The sequence below is a fragment of the Streptomyces sp. NPDC003697 genome (assembly GCF_053587115.1).
Genome location: NZ_JBSFNN010000042.1, coordinates 23,779 through 40,488 on the forward strand (window position 1 = coordinate 23,779; position 16,710 = coordinate 40,488).

A 16,710-nucleotide genomic window follows, 5' to 3' on the forward strand; every position below is an offset into this window, starting at 1 on the left:
TCTCTCCTGCCGCGTCCCGGTCGAAGCGGGACGCGTCGTTGTGCTGTCCGTCCGCCCGCGCCCGAGTGGCCCACCCTGTTCCTGGCCGCCGGGAACGTGGAAGCCGTCCACGGCCGAGCGTGGGGCGGCTTCCCTTGCGGTCCTCACGAGTGCCGGGCGCGGCCCGGCGGGGATGTCAGGCGCAGCCGAGCTCGCCCAGCATGCCGTTGCGCAGCTGGGTGATGATGCGCTTGATCAGACGGGACACGTGCATCTGCGAGCAGCCGAGCCGTTCGCCGATCTCCGCCTGGGTGGCCTCCTCGACGAAACGGAGATGGATGATCTGCCGGTCCCGCTCGCTGAGCTCGGCGAGCAGCGGCGCGAGGGCGTGGAAGTCCTCGACGAGCCCGATGCCCTCCTCCTCGACGCCGATGAAGTCGGCGAGCACGGCCTCGCCGTCCTCGGCGCCGTCGCCGGTGAGGGCGGCGTCCAGCGACGCGGAGTTGTAACCGTTGGACGCGATCTGCGCCTCGACCACCTGGTCCTCGGACAGGTTCATGAGGGTGGCCAGCTCGGCGACCGTCGGATCGCGGTCGAGACGGCTGGAAAGCTCCTCGCGCGCCCTGGCCAGCTCCACCCGCAGCTCCTGCAGCCGCCGCGGCACGTGCACCGCCCATGTCGTGTCACGGAAGAACCGCTTGATCTCGCCGACGATGTACGGCAGCGCGAACGAGGTGAACTCCACCTCGCGCGAGAGCTCGAACCGGTCGATCGCCTTGATCAGGCCGATCATGCCGGTCTGGACGATGTCCTCCATGTCGTCGCCGCGGTTGCGGAACCGGCCGGCCGCGAACCGCACGAGCGACATGTTCATCTCGATCAGCGTGTTGCGGGCGTACTGGTGCTCGTGCGTGCCCTCCTCGAGTTCCGTCAGGCGCTGGAAGAAGTGGCGGGACAGTTCCCGGGCGTCCCGCGGAGCGACCGTCCGCGGGTCGGCGACGTCCGGCGACGGTCCGTGACCCGTCCGGGTCCCCTGGGTCTCCTCGACCTCGGCCTCAGAGCGGATCGCGGTGTCCATTACCTGGTACCTCTCCCACGTACGTCACGGTTCGGCGTCGCCGGCTTGTGTTCCTGACGCGTCCGGTCGTGCGTGTCCGCGCCGGCCCGGCCCGCGACGGCGCATGTACCCGGTTCGCCCGGCGGTATGCCTGCCGACGTGCGGGATTTCCCGGCTCCTCCGGACACGCGTGCGGGAGCCGTGACCGACCGCGGAGCCGGCGGCGGACCGCGACCGGGGCGACCGCGGAAGCCGACGGCGGAGGGGACCCACGCCGGAGGCGCCGGATCGGGGCGGCACCGGCCCCGGCCGGCCCCTGCGCGGTGCGCCTGACGCGGCGCCCGCGGCGGAGGCAAGCCGCGTCGGGACCGGACGTCCGGACAGCCCGGCGGGTCGTGCGGGCCCCGGTCGTGCGGGCGGCCCTCGGAACGGAATTCACCGAGGGCGGAACGCCAACCCCTTCCGCCGCCGTCCCTGGCTCCTAGTCTGAAGCGGGTGACCGACCAAGCGCCGAACCAAGCCCCCGTCGTCCCCCTGCGCCCGCCGGCCGCGCATCCGGGGACCGCCCGCCCAGCGTCCGACCGCACCGCGTCCGGCCCTCCGGGAACCGCGCCCGCCACTCGCCGGCCCGCCCCCGCGCCCGCCGGGTCCGGGCGGCCCCCCGCCGTGCGGGAACCCCTCTGGCGCGACCTCGTCGGCGACGTCCTGCGGCGCCGGCGCCTCGCCCAGAAGCGCACGCTGAAGGACGTCGCCGACGCGGCCAGGATCTCCATGCCGTACCTGTCGGAGATCGAGCGGGGCCGCAAGGAGGCCTCCTCGGAGGTCCTCGCGGCGGCCGCCCGCGCCCTCGGGCTCGGCCTCGGCGACCTGCTGGCCCTGGCGCAGGGGGAACTCGTCCGGCTCACGAGCCGGACGGCCGTCCGCGGCCGTGGCACCTCCGCCCCGCGCCGCGACGGACTCTGCCTGGCCGCCTGACGACCCGGCGTCCGCGCGCGGGCCGGGCATCACGCCCGGCCCGCCCCCGTTCGGTGCCGCCGCCCCCGTCCGGCCCGGTGCCACCGCCCCCGGCCGAGCCGGTGGGGCACCATGTCCGGCCCGCCGCCGTCCGGCCCGGTGCCGCGCTGGGCATGCGGCACGGTGCTCCGCGCGGGCCGGTGTCTCAGACGGTCGCGAGGCGTCGGCTCAGCACCTCGTCCGCCAGCCCGTACGCCACGGCCTCCGGCGCGCTGAACACCTTGTCGCGGTCCATGTCGGCGCGCAGGGCCGCCACGTCGTGGTGGGTGTGGCGGGAGAGCACCTCCTCCACCTGGCCGCGGATCCGGACCATCTCCTTGGCCTGGAGCGCCAGGTCCGACACCGTGCCCTGCCGGCCTCCGCTCGCCGGCTGCCCGAGCAGCACGCGCGCGTGCTCCAGGACGAACCGCCGCCCGGGGTCCCCGCCGGCCAGCAGCACCGCCGCCGTCGAGGCGGCCTGTCCGACGCAGAAGGTGGAGATCGGCGCTTGCACGAACGTCATTGTGTCGTAGATCGCCATCAGCGAGGTGTACGAGCCGCCGGGGGAGTTGATGTAGACCGCGATCTCCTGTTCCGGTGCCGCCGACTCCAGGTGCAGGAGCTGAGCGATGATCACATTGGCGACACCGTCGTCGATCTCGGTGCCGAGGAAGATGATCCGCTCCGACAGCAGCCGGCTGAACACGTCGTAGGACCGCTCGCCCTGCGGTGTGCGCTCGACGACGTTCGGAATCGTGTACGTCCCCATGACTACAGCCCCATCCGTCGCCGGGTGGCGGCCGGGCGGACGTCGGCGAAGGACTCCACCACCCGGTCCACGATGCCGTACTCCCTGGCCTCCTCGGCGGTGAACCACCGGTCGCGGTCGCCGTCCCGGGCGATGGTCTCCGGGCTCTGACCGGTGTGCTCCGCGGTGATCCGCTCGATGGTCCGCTTGGTGAACTCCAGGTTCTCCGCCTGGATCTCGACGTCCGCGGTCGTACCACCGATGCCGGCCGACGGCTGGTGCATCATGATCCGCGCGTTGGGCAGCGCGAACCGCTTGCCGGGCGCGCCGACACCGAGCAGGAACTGGCCCATGCTGGCGGCGAAGCCCATCGCGAGGGTCGAGACGTCGTTCGGGACGAGCCGCATGGTGTCGTAGATGGCGAGGCCCGCGTGCACCGAGCCGCCGGGGCTGTTGATGAACAGGCTGATGTCGGTCCGCGGGTCCTCCGCCGACAGGATCAGCAGCTGGGCGCAGACCCGGTTCGCGGACACCTCGTCGACCTGGGTGCCCAGCAGCACGATCCGCTGGTCGAGCAGCTGGGCGGCCAGGTGGTCGTCGAAACGGGTCGCAGGGGTGTCGCCGTCCTCGGCCCGCGGTTGCGGGACCGGCGGACGGCCGGCGGTGAGTGGGTGCATCGGCGCTCCTCGTCGAGTGGTCGAGGCGATCGGACGCGGCGTGCTCGCCGCTGTGCCCACTCTGGGCGGGGAATCCGGGGGCGCGGGGATCTCTCTGCCCGCGGCAGATTCGCCGCGGGCAGAGCGTCGCCGGGGCCCGGAAGCGGCGGCCGAGTCCGTCCCGGTCCTCGCAGGCGACGAATGTCCGGCGCGACCGATGAGTTCCGGGCCGCGCGGCAGTCGACACCGGTGACCGCGTTCCACGCTCCAGGAGGTTCACATGCCGGCTGAGGGATTCACGACGTGTCTCTGGTTCGACGGCCAGGCCGAGGAGGCCGCCCACTTCTACGTCTCCGTCTTCAAGAACTCCCGCATCGGACGGATCAGCCGCTCCACCGAGGCCGGTCCCGGGCCCGCCGGCTCGGTGGTCGTCGTCGAGTTCACGGCCAACGGCCACCGGTTCGCCGCGCTGAACGGCGGACCGCAGTTCCGGTTCAACGAGGCCATCTCCTTCCAGATCCACTGCGCGGACCAGGAGGAGGTCGACCACTACTGGAGCAGGCTCACCGAGGGCGGCGGCGAGCCCGGGCCCTGCGGCTGGCTCAAGGACCGGTACGGCGTCTCCTGGCAGGTGATCCCGGACGGCCTCGTCGACATGATCAGCGATGCGGACCCCGGGAAGGCGGCCCGTACCACGCGCGCGATGCTCGCGATGGGCAAGCTGGACATCGCCGCCCTGAGGAAGGCGTACGCGGGGGAGTGACGGCGGACCGCCCGGCAGGCCCGCCCGCCGAGGGGGAGCCGGCCGGGCGGACTCCGGCGGCAGGCGGCCCGGGACCGGGATCGCGCGTGCCCCCTGAAGGACCGCGAAGCCGGACGGTCGTGACCGGTCAGGACAGGTCGTTGACCAGGACCGCGGCCCCGTCGAAGCGGCCCGCCTTCAGATCCCTCAGGGCCTGCCGCGCCTGCGAGAGCGGATACGTGTGCGTGGTGGCACGCACGCCGTGCCGGGCGGCCAGCGCCAGGAACTCCCGGGCGTCCTCGCGCGTGTTCGCGGTGACGCTGCGCAGCTCCTTCTCGTAGAAGAGCTCGCTCTCGTAGCGCAGGGGCGGGACGTCGCTCAGGTGGATCCCGGCGACCGCCAGGACGCCGCCGCGGTCCAGGGCCCGCAGCGCCACGGGGACCAGGTCGCCCACCGGGGCGAACAGGATCGCGCTGTCCAGCGGCTCCGGCGGCGGCGCGTAGGCGTCCCCGGCCGAGGCGGCCCCCAGGTCCAGGGCCAGTCGCCGTGCGGCCGCACCCCGGGTCAGCACGTGCACCGTGGCTCCCTGGGCGAGCGCCAGCTGTGCGCACAGGTGAGCGCTGCCGCCGAACCCGTACAGGCCGAGCCGCCCGCCTGGGGGCAGCGACGCCCGCTTCAGCGCGCGGTAACCGATGATGCCCGCGCACAGCAGCGGGGCCGCCGCGACGTCGTCGACGCCGTCGGGCAGGCGGTGGGCGAAGGCGGCGGGGACGGTGGTGTACTCCGCGTATCCGCCGTCGGCGTCCCAGCCGGTGTACCGCGACGACGGGCACAGGTTCTCCGCGCCACGGACGCAGTACGCGCAGGTGCCGTCGGTGCTCCTCAGCCAGGCCACGCCCACCCGGTCACCGGCCCGGAAACCGGTCACCGCCGCGCCGAGGCCCGCGACGACCCCGACGACCTCGTGCCCGGGCGTGACACCCGTCCGGCGCACCGGCAGATCGCCCTCGGCGATGTGCAGGTCGGTGCGGCACACCCCGCACGTCCGCACGTGCACGAGCAGCTCGTCGTCCCCGGGCACCGGGACCGGCTTCGTCACCAGCTCGAGAGGATCCTGCTCCACCGGTCCGGGGGTGGTCACCGCCCACGCCCGCATCGTCGTGCCGTCCGCCATACCGTGCCCCGTCCTCCGCGGCCGCCCGTGTCCGCCTTCCAGTGTGGCCGCCGCTGCCCGGTCGCCCTCGGCGCGGCGCACGGTGTTCGCGTGGGGTCCGTTCGCGATGGCATGATCGGGCACATGGGTGAACGTGTGGTGGCCGCGTGCGACGGGGCGTCGAAGGGGAATCCGGGTCCGGCGGGCTGGGCGTGGGTGGTCTCCGACGATCTCCGGACTCCCGCCCGGTGGGAGGCGGGGCCGCTGGGCAGGGCCACCAACAACGTCGCCGAACTCACCGCGCTGGAGCGCCTGCTGACGGCCACGGACCCGGACGTGCCGCTCGAGGTGCGCATGGACTCGCAGTACGCGATGAAGGCCGTGACCACGTGGCTGCCCGGCTGGAAGCGCAACGGCTGGCGGACGGCCGCCGGGAAGCCGGTGGCCAACCAGGAGCTGGTCGTGCGGATCGACGCACTGCTCGAGGGCCGCTCGGTCGACTTCCGGTACGTGCCCGCGCACCAGGTCGACGGCGACCCGCTCAACGACTTCGCCGACCGGGCCGCCAGCCGGGCGGCGACCACGCAGGAGCCCGCGGGCAGCGCCCTCGGCTCGCCGGAGCCGCCCCCCTCGCCCACCGTCCCGGCGTCCGCCACGCCGCGCCGGGGGGCGGCCGGCGCCAAGGGCGGCCGGACACGCGGCGGCTCGTCGGCACGCACGATCAAGGCGAAGTTCCCGGGCCGCTGCTCGTGCGGGCGCTCCTACCAGGCCGGTGAGCCGATCGCGAAGAACCCGCAGGGCTGGGGCCACCCGGAGTGCCGTACGGCGGACGCCGGGTAACGCCCCGCCACGGCGCTGCGACTTCCTCGCGTGGGCACCGGCTCCTGCCGGTCCCTGCCCGCGCTGTTCCGGCGCGGCCCGCGGCGGTCCGCCGGGGACGTGACGGCGCCTGTGCCGGCCGTGCCCGCCCGGTCGTCCACCGCCCGCTTCCAGGAGGCGCACCGGTTGGTGAAGGCCCGTTCACCCGCTAAGGTGAATCGACATTCACCAAACATTCCGGGTCGCCCTCTGGAGTGCCGATGGACTCGTCCGCCCCGACGCCCGGCCCGTCCGCCTCCCGCGTCTCCGGGACGCCCGCGCGGGACCGGTTCACCATCCCGGTCCTGGCCTTCGGCGGCATCCTCATGGCCGTCATGCAGACGGTGGTCGTGCCGCTGCTGCCCGACCTGCCGCGGCTGACCGGCTCCTCGCCGGGCGCGGTCTCCTGGATGGTCACCGCGACGCTGCTGTCCGGCGCCGTCCTCACCCCCGTGCTCGGCCGGGCCGGCGACATGTACGGCAAGCGGCGGGTGCTGACCGCGGCTGTGGCCCTGATGACCGCCGGCTCGGTGATGTGCGCCCTGTCCTCGGACATCGGCGTGCTCGTCACGGCCCGCGCCCTGCAGGGCGCCGCCGCCTCCGTCGTGCCGCTGTCGATCAGCATCCTCAGGGACGAGCTGCCGCCGCACCGCCGGGGGTCCGCGGTCGCCCTGATGAGCTCCACCGTCGGCATCGGCGCGGCGCTGGGCCTGCCGCTGGCCGCGCTGGTCGTGCAGTACGCCGACTGGCACACGATGTTCTGGCTGACCAGCGCCCTCGGCGCGCTCGGCGTGACGGCGGTGTGGTGGGCGGTGAAGGAGTCCCCGGTGCGGGAGCCCGGCCGGTTCGACGTCGTGGGCGCGCTCGGGCTGGCCGCCGGGCTGGTGTGCCTGCTGCTGGCCGTGTCCCAGGGCGGGCAGTGGGGGTGGGGCAGCCCGCGGATCGTGGGGCTCTTCCTCGGCGCCGCCGTCGTCCTGGCCGCGTGGTGGTGGCAGCAGCTGCGCGCCCGGCGGCCGCTGGTGGACCTGCGGCTGGTGTCGCGCCCGCGGGTCGGCCTGTCCCACGTGGCGGCCCTGCTCACGGGGTTCGCGTTCTACGCCAACTCTCTGGTCACCGCCCAGCTGGTGCAGGCTCCGAAGGCGACCGGGTACGGACTGGACCTGTCGATCGTCGCCACCGGGCTGTGCCTGCTGCCCGGCGGCGTCACCATGCTGCTCTTCTCACCCCTGTCGGCCCGTATCTCGGCGGCCCGCGGGCCCCGCGTCACGCTCGCCCTGGGCGCCGCGGTCATCGCCTGCGGCTACGCCCTGCGCATCGCCGACAGCCGCGACCTCTGGACGGTCATCCTGGGGGCCACGGTCGTGGCGACCGGGACCACCCTCGCCTACTCGGCGCTGCCCACGCTCATCCTGCACGCCGTCCCGGCCGCGCAGACCGCCTCCGCCAACGGCGTCAACGTGCTGATGCGGACCATCGGCCAAGCCGTCTCCAGCGCGGCCGTCGCCGCGGTCCTCGTGCACCACAGCAGCCCTGTCGGCGGCATACCGGTGCCCACCCTGCACGGCTACCTGACCGCGTTCGCGATGGCCGGCGCCGTCGCCCTCGCCGCGTGCGCCGTTGCCCTGTCGATCCCCGGCGACAGCACCCCCGGCGGCCCCCGGCGCGTCCGCTTGGGCACCCGGGAGGTCAGGGACCAGGCGCTGGAGGGAACATGAGCGCCGTGAGCACTCCACCCGGGACCTCCCCGCCCGCGTCCGCCCGCCGGGACGCCGAGGCGACCAAGGCCGCCATCCTGAAAGCGGCCCGCCACTTCCTGGCCCGGCAGGCGCACGCCGACGTCACCCTCAAGGCGGTCGCCGCGCGCGCCGGGGTCAGCCCGCCGCTGGTGCTCAAGTACTTCGGCACCAAGGACGCGCTCTTCGCCCGGGTCATGTCGTTCGAGGACGACGCCGCGGCCCTGCTGGACGCGCCGCTCGGCGGCCTCGGCCGGCACATGGTCCGCTACGTCCTGGTCAGCCAGCAGGAGCGGGGCGCCGACCCCGTCCTGCGGATCGTCTTCGCGCCCTTGCAGGGCGAGCACGGCGACGTCCTGCGGGCCAACTTCCGCACCCAGGTGACCGCGCGCCTCGCGGCCCGCCTCCCGGGGGCCGACGCCGGCCTGCGCGCCGAACTGGCCGTCGCCGCCCTGCTCGGCCTGGGCGTGATGTACGGCATCGCCCGCGGCAGCCGGATGCGCGCGAGCACGGTCGACGAACTCGTGGAGCGGTACGCGCCCACGGTCCAGGCCCACCTGACGCCCTGACCGTCCCGCGCGCGGAGCGGCGGTCCGGACGGGGCGCTCCCGTGCCCGCTCCGGACGGGGCGCTCCCGCGCGCCTCCGGGCCGGATGACAGACTGACGGCATGGACGAACGTGAATTCCGCAGGTCGGGGCAGCATGCATCCGTTGTCGGCCTGGGCACCTGGCAGCTGGGCGCCGACTGGGGCGACGTCGACGACAAGGAAGCCCTCGCGGTGCTGGAGGCGGCCGCCGAGTCCGGAGTGACCTTCTTCGACACGGCCGACGTCTACGGCGACGGACGCAGCGAGGCGACCGTCGCGAGCTTCCTGAGCTCCCGGCCCGACCTGCACGTGCTGGTCGCGACCAAGATGGGCCGGCGCGTCGACCAGATCCCGGAGAACTACGTCCTGGACAACTTCCGCGCCTGGAACGACCGCTCCCGCCGCAATCTCGGTGTGGACCGCATCGACCTGGTGCAACTGCACTGCCCGCCCACGCCGGTGTACTCCAGCGACGAGGTGTTCGACGCGCTGGACACCCTGGTCGAGGAGGGCCGCATCGCCGCGTACGGGGTCAGCGTCGAGACCTGCGCCGAGGCGCTGGCGGCCATCGCCCGGCCGAACGTGGCCGGCGTGCAGATCATCCTGAACCCGTTCCGCATGAAGCCCCTGCGCGAGGTCCTCCCGGCGGCGCGGGAGGCCGGCGTCGGCATCATCGCCCGCGTCCCGCTGGCCTCCGGACTGCTGTCGGGCAGGTACACCAAGGACACGGTCTTCGCCGCGAACGACCACCGCAGCTTCAACCGGCACGGCGAGGCATTCGACCAGGGCGAGACCTTCTCCGGCGTCGACTACGCCACGGGAGTGGAGGCCGCGGCCGAGTTCGCCGCCCTCGCCCCCGAGGGATACACCCCGGCCCAGCTGGCGCTGCGCTGGATCGTCCAGCAGCCCGGTGTCACCACCGTCATCCCGGGCGCCCGCTCGCCCGAGCAGGCGCGTGCCAACGCCGCCGCCGCGAAGCTGCCCCCGCTGAGCGAGGAGACCCTGGCGGCGGTCCGGGACCTGTACGACCGCCGGATCAAGGAGCAGGTCGAACACCGCTGGTAGTCGCACCGGGCCCCGCCCGCAGCGGACCCGCGCGGGAGCGAACCGCGCCGGGCCGACCCGCATCGGGCATGCCGGGCCCAGCCGGACCGGCCGGTCCGGATCGAGCCGCGCGACGTACGAAGGACGCGACGCACGCGGACGTGCGACAGCCGGGGAGCGCTGGGCGCTCCCCGGCCGTTTCGCGTGCGGCGGTGGTCCGGTGGTTCAGGGCTCCAGGTGCAGTTGCCGTTCCTGCTCCTGGTCTCCCGCGGCCGCTCCCTCGTCCCGTGAGGTGAACGCCTGGGTGAGTGCCTCGCTCGCCTTCCGCACGGCTTCCGGAGTGCCCTGGACGGTCACCGTGACCGGCGCGGACAGCCGGCCGCCGGCGTCCGTGTCACCGGGTGAGCGCTCCGCCGTGGCGTCGGAGAAGGTGGCCGTACGGATGGTGGCCCTCTCGTCGGCGGGGAGCTCGTCCACCGCCCCGAAGACGCCTTCCAGCGTCTTGACGACCGCTCGGGCGTCGGCGACCTCGCCGCCGTCGATCGTCACCGTGAGCTGTGTGCCGGACATCGGCCAGGACCTCCTCGACTGCGCTGTGTGCGTCCCGCACCGGGTAACCGTTGGATGATCGGTCAAACAACCCGGTGACCGGGCACGTTTGCCGTCCACCGGGGAACGTGCGACGACAGATGAGTCGGACAGCCGGAAAAAGGGGAGGCAGTGTGTCGGCCGTGGAAGAGAGCGTGGAGAAGCACCGGGGACGCGACGAGACCGAGGAGGAGAGAGCCGACCGCAAGTGGGGTGAGCTCATACAGGAGGTGCGCGTCGCCCAGACCGGCGTGCAGATCCTGTTCGGCTTCCTGCTGACCGTCGTCTTCCAGCCCAAGTACGCCACCCTGGAGCACTCCAACCAGATCATCTACATTCTCACGGTCGTCCTGGGCGCCTGTGCCACCGGTGCGCTGATCGGTCCGGTCTCCCTGCACCGCCTCGTCGCCGGGCGGCGTGTCAAGCCGCAGGCCGTGCGCTGGGCCTCCCGCATGACGTTCGTCGGCCTCCTGCTGCTGCTCGCGACGACGGCCTCGTCACTGCTGCTGATCCTCCGGGTGGCCACCCATGACGCCTGGGTTCCGTACCTGGTCACGGGCGTGGTCGTCTGGTACGTGCTGTTCTGGTTCGCCGTGCCGCTGTGGACCCGCCGCCGCTACACCGCACGCTGAGGCGGTGCGGGCGGCGAGCCGCCGGGCGCTCCCGGGCGGGCGCACCGGAGACGGCCGCGCCGGCCGGGGCACGGCACAGGTCCTCCCGCGTGTCCCGGACATGCCCGGTGGACCGGCGCGGAACGCGTCCGCGCCGGTCCACCACAAGTCCCGTCGTGGCGAGGCCGCCGGTGACGGCATGAGCGACGCCTCTCAGGTCGCCGGGCTCAGCTCCCGGCGATGACCTCGGCCAGGAAGTCGTCCACGTGGATCTCCTCACGGCCCGGGGCGACCACCCGGTGCGTCTCGCGCAGGAAGGCCGCGACGCCCGGCGCCCACGCGAAGACCGCCGCGTGGTGCCGGTCGCCGCCGGGGTGGGTGTCGCCGTAGAAGTCCATCCGCAGCTCCTCCCACAGTCCGGTCGAGACGGGGCGGAAGCGGACGTCCCCGACACCCACCGGATGGCGCAGTCCCTCGCCGAGCATCTCCCGGTCCAGCTTCCACCGGGCCAGCACCCGTCCGTCGTGGCTGAAGACCGCCGTCACGGCGAACGGGTCGTCGGAGTCGTAACTCAGGTGCGCCAGCACGGGGAAACGGTCCGCCGCACCGGCCTGCAGCTGCATGACGAGAGTCTTGTGCACGTAGGACTTCACGAGGGGGCCTTCCGGGAACAACGAGGACGTAGAGCCCTCTAGTACCCCCTGCACGCGCACAATGCTCAGGCGTCCGGGTGAATCTCCGCCGTGCGGCCGGATGTCGCGGCCGACACTTCGGACAATCCGGCTGAATGGCCGCTAAGCTTCAGTCCAGCGCGTCGTGCAGCGCGGGCAGAAGGGTCTTCGCCGACCAGTCCAGGAACGCCCCCTGCGACTCACCGCCGATCTGCACGAGCGCGATCTCGGTGAACCCGGCCTCGGCGTAGGGGCGTACGGCCTCCACGAAGGCCTCCGGGTCGTCACCGCAGGGGATCGACTCCGCCACGTCCTCCGGCCTGACGTACTGCGTCGCCGCGTCGAAGGAGTCCGGGTGGGGGAGTTCGGCGTTGACCTTCCAGCCGCCGCTGAACCACCGGAACTGCTCGTGTGCGCGCCGGACGGCCGTGTCGCGGTCGGGGTCGTAGCAGACGGGCAGCTGGCCCACGCGCGGCTTGCCCTCGCCGCCGTGCCGGTCGAAGGCCTCCAGCAGGCCCGCCTTGGGCTCCGTCGCGATGGCGAGGTCGGCGAGCCGGCCCGCGAGGCGGCAGGACTGCTCGCCGGAGACCGCGATGCCGATCGGCGGCGGCTGGTCCGGCAGGTCCCACAGCCGGGCCGAGTCCACGTCGAAGTGTGTGCCGTGGTGGGTGACGTGCCCGCCCTCGAACAGCGCGCGGATGATCTCGACGGCCTCCTCGAACATCTCGTGGCGTACGTCGACGGCCGGCCAGCCGACGCCCACCACGTGCTCGTTGAGGTTCTCGCCCGAGCCGAGCCCGAGCCGGAACCTGCCCTCGGACAGCAGCTGCACGGTGGCCGCCTTCTGTGCCACGACCGCCGGGTGGTAGCGGAACGTCGGACAGGTCACGTAGGTCATCAGGGGGATGCGCGAGGTCGCCTGGGCCGCCGCGCCGAGGACGCTCCACGCGTACGGCGAGTGGCCCTGCGAGCGCAGCCACGGGAAGTAGTGGTCGGAGGTGACGGAGAAGTCGAAACCGACCTCCTCGGCACGCACCACGTGGCCGACCAGCTCACGGGGTCCGGCCTGCTCGGTCATCATCGTGTATCCGATTTGCACCATGACCTGCGAGTTCCCACCCGAGGTAGCCGAAAACGGCGGATCAGTCCGGCCCCGGCCGGAAGGACTGGAGGAACACCTCCAGTGCCTGCCGGTTCACCGCCGCGCCGAAGTCGGCGGCCGGGGTCGTCCACCGCAGGGAGAAGCTGCGCCGGCCGCCGAGGAGGAAGCCGCGGCCGAACGTGCGCACCCGGTCCTCGCCGGTCCCGGCCAGCCAGTCCATGTCGGCGGCGCTGCGCCCCTGGTACGTCGTCGCCCGGATCTCGCCGACCCGCCGGTATCCGCCCGTCCGCTTCAGGTCGGGCTCGACCTCGTCCCGCCACACGGCGACCGGGTCCGGGCCGGCGTCCTCGCTGTAGGTGACAGCGAGGGTGCGCGCGTCGCCGTTCGCCCCGAACGTCACCCGGTAGGCCGGGCCGGGCACCCGCGTGGTGCGCAGCCGCGACCAGTCCGCGGGAAGGGCGACGGAGAAGCCCTCCGGGGCCCGGTACAGGCGGTAGCCGGACGGCACGGCCGGGGGCGTGGCGTCCGGCGACGGCCGCGGCGGGCCGCCCCCGGCGCCGCCGCCCGGCGGCGAAGCGGTGGCGGAGGCGGGGGGACGGTCCGCCGTGCCGGCGGCGGAGGGGGAACCCCCGGATCCGGTGCCGGGCAGCCGGTGGGTGGCGGCGAGGACGGCGAGACCGATGGTGACGACGGCCAGGGCCGTGCCCGCGGCCAGGGTGCGCCGGCTCCAGGACCGGCCCGCGTGCCGGGCCGCGGCGCAGACGCCGCGCAAGCGGGGACGGGGCGGCGCCGCGCCGACCGTGCCGGGATCCTCCCTGAGGGCGCGGGCGAGCGCGTCCCGGACGACGGGAGCGGTCAGCCGTTCCCGCGCGTCCTTGCGGAGCAGGCCCTGCACGGCCCGGGTGAGCGGTCCCGCGCGCAGCGGGTTGCGCAGCGGCAGCCGGTCCACGCTCCTCAGCGTGGCCTCGAAGAGGCCACGGTCGCGGAACGGGGGACGGCCCTCGACCATCGTGTACAGGACCGCGCCGAGCGCCCACAGATCGGCCGCGGGGCCCACGCGCTCGTCGCGGGCCTGCTCAGGGGAGGCGTACGACGGCGCGGTGATCCGCGGCGCCAGGGTCGCGCCCACCAGGCCGAAGCCGGCCACCATGACTCCGCCCTCGGCGTGCACGAACACCTGGCCCGGGCTGAGCTCGCCGTGGGTGATGCCCTCTGCGTGCCCGGCCTCCAGCACGTCGAGCAGCTCCAGCCCGATGCGGGCGGTGCGCACGTACGAGAACGTGCCTTTCGCGGTGACGAGTTCGCCCAGCGGCGTGCCGTCGATCCACTCGGTGACCGTCCACAGCGTGCCCGCCTCGACGACGGCGTCGACGACCGTGGCGACCCTGCCCGGCCGCAACAGGCCCATGGCCTCGGACGCCCGCAGGACGCGCGCGGTGATCCGGCGGGCGGTGTCCTCGTCGGCCCCTTCCGGAAGGTCGACCTGCGTCAGCAGGCGGGGGCGCGCCGCCTCGACGTCCTCGCCGTACCAGCAGACGCGGTTGGTCTCGCGGTGGACGACCTCCAGGAGCCGGTAGCGTCCGGCGATCAACTCGTGTGCGGAGACGTGCGCCTTGCCCATGGTCATCCCTCGCTGAAGCCCTGGCTGTCACCTTTCCCTCTGGTACGGGGGTCGCGGGGGAGTGCGTTCAAAGAATCCGTGACCGGGCGGGCGTTCCTGCCTTTTATTCAACCGCGGTGAGCAAGTGTGCGAAGGATTTCGGACGCACGGTGCCGGTAAGGGCTTCCCACCGCGACCGGAGGCGGGCGGGCTCGCCGCCCGAACGGCCGCCTCCCGCGCCGGAAGGACCACGGAGAACGACCCGTGCCGCCCGGGCGCGGACGCCTCCCCCGCGAACGCACCGCGGCATTCCGCGACCCGAATACCGGGACCCGACCTGGTGGTAACCCGAGGTACGCGGGATCGGCGGCCGAATTCCGGCCCACGCCGGCGCGGGTATTCGCCCCTCGACCCTCAACGCAGCCCGAATCGGTGCGCCCAGGAGCCGATGTCCGCCGTCGTCGCGTTGCCTCCGCACACCACCAGTCCGAGCCGGACCCCGGGTCCGACGCGCTCCAGCACCTGCCGGGCGGCCGGCAGGAGGCACCCGGCGGCGGGCTCGGCCCACACCTTGGCGTGCTCGGCGAGGTCGAGACACCCGCGCACCGCTTCCCGGTCCGCGACCACGAGGACGTCCGTGACCAGGGCGGCCACATGGTCGTAGGTCAGCTGGGACACGGACGGCGCGCTCAGCGTCGACACGACCGACGACAGCGCCACCGGCACCGGCCCGCCCGCCACCAGGGCCTCGGACATCGCCTGCGCGCCCTCGGTCTCCACGCCCCACACCCTGACGCCGGGACGGAGCGCCCGCAGCGCCGCCGCCACACCCGAGATCAGACCGCCGCCACCGACACTGACCAGGACGTCGGTGAGGTCGCCGGCGTCCTGCGCCAGCTCCCGGCCGACCGTGCCCTGACCGGCGACGACGACCGGGTCGTCGAAGGGGTGGACGAGGGTGAGCCCCTCGTCCCCCAGCCGCGCCGACAGCGCGAAGGCCTCGCCCATGCCGTCGGTCAGCCGCACCGACGCCCCGGCGGCCTCCGCCATCTCCACGGACCGGGCGGGAGCCGTCCGCGGCATGACCACGGTGGCCTTCACATCGAGGGCCGCCGCCATCACCGCGAGTGCGATCCCGTGGTTGCCGCCGCTCACCGCCACCACGCCCGCCGCCCGTTCGGCCTCGCCGAGCGACAGCAGCTTCGCCGTCGCACCGCGCGCCTTGAACGAGCCGGTGCGCTGCAGCAGTTCCAGCTTCGCGGTCACCGGGGCGCCCAGCAGCGCGGACAGGCCGGGGCTGGGCACGGTGGGAGTGCGGACGACATGTCCGGCGATCCGTTCGGCCGCGGTGTCGATCTCCGAGATGCCGATCAAGACGGTCACCCTTCCGGCGCGGGAGAAAGGGAGCCGCGCCGTCTGCACCCTCACCCGGCAGGGCCGCCGGGGTCAACGGGTCAGAGGTCGCGGCCGACGAGGTAGTCCAGCACCGCCTCCAGTTCGGCGGCGGCCGGAGCCGCCATCGGTACCGCGGACAGCGCCGCCCGCACGGCGGAGACCTGCCGGCGGGCCTCGGCCAGCGCCGCCGCACGGCCGCCGGCCGCCTCGATCAGCGCCGCCGCCTCGCCCGGGTCACCGGCCGACTCCAGCAGCGCGGCCAGCCGCCCGGCGGCCGGGCCGGGCGAGTCCAGCGCGGCCAGCACGGGGAACGTCTTCTTGCGTTCACGCAGGTCGGAGTGGACCGGCTTGCCGGTGACCGCGGGGTCGCCCCAGAGGCCGAGGACGTCGTCCACGATCTGGAAGGCGACGCCGAGGTGGCGCCCGGCCCGGTCCAGCGCGTCGGTGGTCGCCGGGGGCGCCCCGCCGAGCACCGCGCCCAGAGCGGCGGCGCAGCCCAGCAGCGCACCCGTCTTGTGCAGGGCCACGGTCCGGTACGCCTCGGGCCGCACACGGTCCGGGCCGCGGAACGGGCGCGCGGCCAACAGCAGGTCGTCGGCCTGGCCGCGCACCAGATCGGTGAGCGCCGTGGACAGCAGGCGCACGCCCGCGGCGCCGCCGGGGGCGGTGGCGAGCGTCTCGACGGCCAGCGCGAACAGGGCGTCGCCCGCCAGGACGGCCGGACCGGTGCCGTAGGCCTTCCAGACGGCCGGGCGGCGCCGCCGCGTTCCGTCGCCGTCCATGATGTCGTCGTGCAGCAGGGAGAAGGTGTGCACCAGCTCCACCGCGACGGCGGCGGCGACGCCCGCCCGGCCCGGGGCTCCGGCCGCCTCCGCGCCCAGCACCGCCAGCGCCTGCCGCACGCCCTTGCCGCCGGGTGCGGTCACGGGGGCGCCGCCGACCTCGCACCATCCGAGGGCGTAGGAGGCCATCTCGCCGACCCACGGGTGCAGTCGCCCGACGGCCTCCGCCAGCGCGGGCCGGACCAGTGCCCGGCAGCGGTCGAGGACGTCGGCCGCCGTGGGCATCGCCGGCACGGCCGGGGACGGCGCGGTCATCGCCCGGCTCCCGCGTCGGCCAGGGACGTGCCGGCGCCGGCGGGGCGGCCGGTGGTCTTCGCCGGGCTGCCGGTGCCGGCGGGGGAGCCGGCGGC

17 protein-coding genes are annotated in these 16,710 nt (G+C 74.2%); 7 read left to right on the forward strand and 10 right to left on the reverse strand.

Translation table 11 applies throughout. The features are described 5' to 3' along the window. Positions 1-175: 175 nt before the first annotated feature. Positions 176-1,057: an RNA polymerase sigma factor SigF gene (locus ACWDNY_RS18360; RefSeq protein WP_451646796.1), complete on the reverse strand. Its 882-nt coding sequence runs from the start codon at positions 1,055-1,057 to the stop codon at positions 176-178. A 474-nt stretch (positions 1,058-1,531) separates the two neighbouring features. Between ACWDNY_RS18360 and ACWDNY_RS18365 the strand changes: the two genes are divergently transcribed. After that, a complete protein-coding gene (locus ACWDNY_RS18365; protein ID WP_451646797.1) occupies positions 1,532-2,011 on the forward strand; it encodes a helix-turn-helix domain-containing protein in 480 nt (159 codons plus the stop codon). A 184-nt stretch (positions 2,012-2,195) separates the two neighbouring features. On the opposite strand, the gene ACWDNY_RS18370 is transcribed toward ACWDNY_RS18365, so the two are convergent. Both ACWDNY_RS18370 and ACWDNY_RS18375 read right to left on the reverse strand, forming a co-directional pair. Further along, positions 2,196-2,798: a ClpP family protease gene (locus ACWDNY_RS18370; RefSeq protein WP_451646798.1), complete on the reverse strand. Its 603-nt coding sequence runs from the start codon at positions 2,796-2,798 to the stop codon at positions 2,196-2,198. Between the two features lie 2 nt (positions 2,799-2,800). Beyond that, complete coding sequence (locus ACWDNY_RS18375; protein ID WP_451646799.1) at positions 2,801-3,454, reverse strand: ATP-dependent Clp protease proteolytic subunit; 654 nt, start codon at positions 3,452-3,454, stop codon at positions 2,801-2,803. A gap of 259 nt (positions 3,455-3,713) precedes the next feature. Here ACWDNY_RS18375 and ACWDNY_RS18380 point away from each other — a divergent pair, with 259 nt between their 5' ends. Next, the gene (locus tag ACWDNY_RS18380) at positions 3,714-4,196 is read left to right on the forward strand and encodes a VOC family protein (RefSeq protein ID WP_451646800.1); all 483 of its coding nucleotides are present in this window, start codon (positions 3,714-3,716) and stop codon (positions 4,194-4,196) included. Positions 4,197-4,323: 127 nt separating this feature from the next. Here ACWDNY_RS18380 and ACWDNY_RS18385 read toward each other — a convergent pair whose 3' ends face one another. After that, positions 4,324-5,331 (reverse strand): zinc-binding alcohol dehydrogenase family protein, encoded by a 1,008-nt coding sequence (locus ACWDNY_RS18385; RefSeq protein ID WP_451646824.1) that lies wholly within the window; start codon positions 5,329-5,331, stop codon positions 4,324-4,326. A 129-nt stretch (positions 5,332-5,460) separates the two neighbouring features. Between ACWDNY_RS18385 and ACWDNY_RS18390 the strand changes: the two genes are divergently transcribed. From ACWDNY_RS18390 to ACWDNY_RS18405, 4 genes are all read left to right on the forward strand, one after another. Then, entirely contained in the window at positions 5,461-6,168 is a 708-nt protein-coding gene (locus tag ACWDNY_RS18390) for a ribonuclease H family protein (RefSeq protein ID WP_451646825.1), read from the forward strand. Positions 6,169-6,407: 239 nt separating this feature from the next. After that, the gene (locus ACWDNY_RS18395; RefSeq protein WP_451646801.1) at positions 6,408-7,901 is read left to right on the forward strand and encodes an MDR family MFS transporter; all 1,494 of its coding nucleotides are present in this window, start codon (positions 6,408-6,410) and stop codon (positions 7,899-7,901) included. Continuing rightward, positions 7,898-8,488 (forward strand): TetR/AcrR family transcriptional regulator, encoded by a 591-nt coding sequence (locus ACWDNY_RS18400; RefSeq protein ID WP_451646802.1) that lies wholly within the window; start codon positions 7,898-7,900, stop codon positions 8,486-8,488. Before ACWDNY_RS18395 ends, ACWDNY_RS18400 begins: the two co-directional genes overlap by 4 nt. A 100-nt stretch (positions 8,489-8,588) precedes the next feature. Next, positions 8,589-9,572, forward strand: coding sequence for an aldo/keto reductase (locus ACWDNY_RS18405; protein ID WP_451646803.1), 984 nt, complete (start codon positions 8,589-8,591; stop codon positions 9,570-9,572). Between the two features lie 204 nt (positions 9,573-9,776). Here the strand turns inward: ACWDNY_RS18405 and ACWDNY_RS18410 are convergent, their stop codons facing one another. Next, a complete protein-coding gene (locus ACWDNY_RS18410; RefSeq protein ID WP_451646804.1) occupies positions 9,777-10,121 on the reverse strand; it encodes a hypothetical protein in 345 nt (114 codons plus the stop codon). Positions 10,122-10,273: 152 nt separating this feature from the next. Between ACWDNY_RS18410 and ACWDNY_RS18415 the strand changes: the two genes are divergently transcribed. Beyond that, positions 10,274-10,771, forward strand: a complete 498-nt coding sequence (locus ACWDNY_RS18415) for a DUF6328 family protein (RefSeq protein ID WP_451646805.1) — start codon at positions 10,274-10,276, stop codon at positions 10,769-10,771. Between the two features lie 206 nt (positions 10,772-10,977). On the opposite strand, the gene ACWDNY_RS18420 is transcribed toward ACWDNY_RS18415, so the two are convergent. From ACWDNY_RS18420 to ACWDNY_RS18440, 5 genes are all read right to left on the reverse strand, one after another. After that, complete coding sequence (locus ACWDNY_RS18420; RefSeq protein WP_451646806.1) at positions 10,978-11,403, reverse strand: SsgA family sporulation/cell division regulator; 426 nt, start codon at positions 11,401-11,403, stop codon at positions 10,978-10,980. Between the two features lie 148 nt (positions 11,404-11,551). Next, positions 11,552-12,523: an LLM class F420-dependent oxidoreductase gene (locus ACWDNY_RS18425; RefSeq protein ID WP_451646807.1), complete on the reverse strand. Its 972-nt coding sequence runs from the start codon at positions 12,521-12,523 to the stop codon at positions 11,552-11,554. Positions 12,524-12,563: 40 nt separating this feature from the next. Continuing rightward, complete coding sequence (locus ACWDNY_RS18430; RefSeq protein WP_451646808.1) at positions 12,564-14,150, reverse strand: serine/threonine protein kinase; 1,587 nt, start codon at positions 14,148-14,150, stop codon at positions 12,564-12,566. A 387-nt stretch (positions 14,151-14,537) separates the two neighbouring features. Continuing rightward, positions 14,538-15,497: a threonine/serine dehydratase gene (locus tag ACWDNY_RS18435; protein ID WP_451646809.1), complete on the reverse strand. Its 960-nt coding sequence runs from the start codon at positions 15,495-15,497 to the stop codon at positions 14,538-14,540. A gap of 80 nt (positions 15,498-15,577) precedes the next feature. Continuing rightward, positions 15,578-16,615, reverse strand: coding sequence for a polyprenyl synthetase family protein (locus tag ACWDNY_RS18440; protein ID WP_451646810.1), 1,038 nt, complete (start codon positions 16,613-16,615; stop codon positions 15,578-15,580). Between the last annotated feature and the right edge of the window lie 95 nt (positions 16,616-16,710).

What these genes read in the sequence shown, in the direction of transcription:
- ACWDNY_RS18405 (WP_451646803.1), top strand. Translation starts at nt 8,589, where the DNA reads ATGGACGAACGTGAATTCCGCAGGTCGGGGCAGCATGCATCCGTTGTC.
- ACWDNY_RS18395 (WP_451646801.1), top strand. Translation starts at nt 6,408, where the DNA reads ATGGACTCGTCCGCCCCGACGCCCGGCCCGTCCGCCTCCCGCGTCTCC.
- ACWDNY_RS18375 (WP_451646799.1), bottom strand. Translation starts at nt 3,454, where the DNA reads ATGCACCCACTCACCGCCGGCCGTCCGCCGGTCCCGCAACCGCGGGCC.
- ACWDNY_RS18360 (WP_451646796.1), bottom strand. Translation starts at nt 1,057, where the DNA reads ATGGACACCGCGATCCGCTCTGAGGCCGAGGTCGAGGAGACCCAGGGG.
- ACWDNY_RS18370 (WP_451646798.1), bottom strand. Translation starts at nt 2,798, where the DNA reads ATGGGGACGTACACGATTCCGAACGTCGTCGAGCGCACACCGCAGGGC.
- ACWDNY_RS18425 (WP_451646807.1), bottom strand. Translation starts at nt 12,523, where the DNA reads ATGGTGCAAATCGGATACACGATGATGACCGAGCAGGCCGGACCCCGT.
- ACWDNY_RS18400 (WP_451646802.1), top strand. Translation starts at nt 7,898, where the DNA reads ATGAGCGCCGTGAGCACTCCACCCGGGACCTCCCCGCCCGCGTCCGCC.
- ACWDNY_RS18390 (WP_451646825.1), top strand. Translation starts at nt 5,461, where the DNA reads ATGATCGGGCACATGGGTGAACGTGTGGTGGCCGCGTGCGACGGGGCG.
- ACWDNY_RS18430 (WP_451646808.1), bottom strand. Translation starts at nt 14,150, where the DNA reads ATGACCATGGGCAAGGCGCACGTCTCCGCACACGAGTTGATCGCCGGA.
- ACWDNY_RS18385 (WP_451646824.1), bottom strand. Translation starts at nt 5,331, where the DNA reads ATGCGGGCGTGGGCGGTGACCACCCCCGGACCGGTGGAGCAGGATCCT.
- ACWDNY_RS18410 (WP_451646804.1), bottom strand. Translation starts at nt 10,121, where the DNA reads ATGTCCGGCACACAGCTCACGGTGACGATCGACGGCGGCGAGGTCGCC.
- ACWDNY_RS18440 (WP_451646810.1), bottom strand. Translation starts at nt 16,615, where the DNA reads ATGACCGCGCCGTCCCCGGCCGTGCCGGCGATGCCCACGGCGGCCGAC.
- ACWDNY_RS18380 (WP_451646800.1), top strand. Translation starts at nt 3,714, where the DNA reads ATGCCGGCTGAGGGATTCACGACGTGTCTCTGGTTCGACGGCCAGGCC.